Consider the following 785-nt stretch of genomic DNA (forward strand, 5'->3'; position numbering starts at 1 on the left):
CCAGCAAAGCGCCCCAGACCTCGGCAGTGTCTTGCGGGTTGCGGCATTGCTTTTGTGCAAACTCAATAACGGGCGTTAAGGTGTCGCGACGTTCTTTGGTCGAGTGAATGACACGGGACACGCTCTCAGCGACCACGGGCGCGGCCTGGCGCCCGGGCGGTTTATCGTCAGAAAGCAATTGCTGACCGGTTGACGTGCCACTATCGCCGGGCACCCGCATCGCATCAAGCTCCTTCGATTTCTTCCGGTCATGCTCCGCTTTCGCGGCCAACGCGATGGGGTCCACGAGCGCTCGCATTGCGCCGGGTATTTGCCACCCGCAGTCGAGGGCGAATTTCGCCACATCGGAAAGACGGACTTTTGCGCGTGCGTCTTCTCGAACACCGGTGTACAGCTCCAGCGGTTCTATCGGCCCTTTGGTGCTGACGTTTGCTTGCGCCACTCTTAGCCGTTCTGCAAAGTCCGCTGGAAACCCATACGGTGCGCCCCGCTTAGATTGGAGCCAGAGCGCCATGTCGTGCCGCTCGTCGTCCGGCTCAATGTCATACGTTAGGCAAACAGCTTCCCATAGCGCGCATGAAGGGATGTTCTTCCATACCTGCCACTCGGCCAGTTGAGCCGAGCGCGAAGGGGGATGTTGAATGCCACGGACTGAACCAATCGGCTCGGGCGCATTGCTCGCCGTCGGCAAGTGTGGGGCAGCCTGCACCACCCATCGATGTCGCTCGTCCTCCCTCTCACGCTGCCATTTGTTGAAATCAGCAGGGCAAAGATGCCAATTGATG

At 59.7% G+C, this 785-nt stretch carries 1 protein-coding gene; it reads right to left on the reverse strand.

Going from position 1 to position 785, the window contains the following annotated elements:
• The coding region (locus AC1DTN_RS37630; RefSeq protein ID WP_477925213.1) for a hypothetical protein at positions 1-785 on the reverse strand (785 nt) is incomplete at both ends.

This window comes from Rhizobium sp. 01T444 (assembly GCF_056398305.1).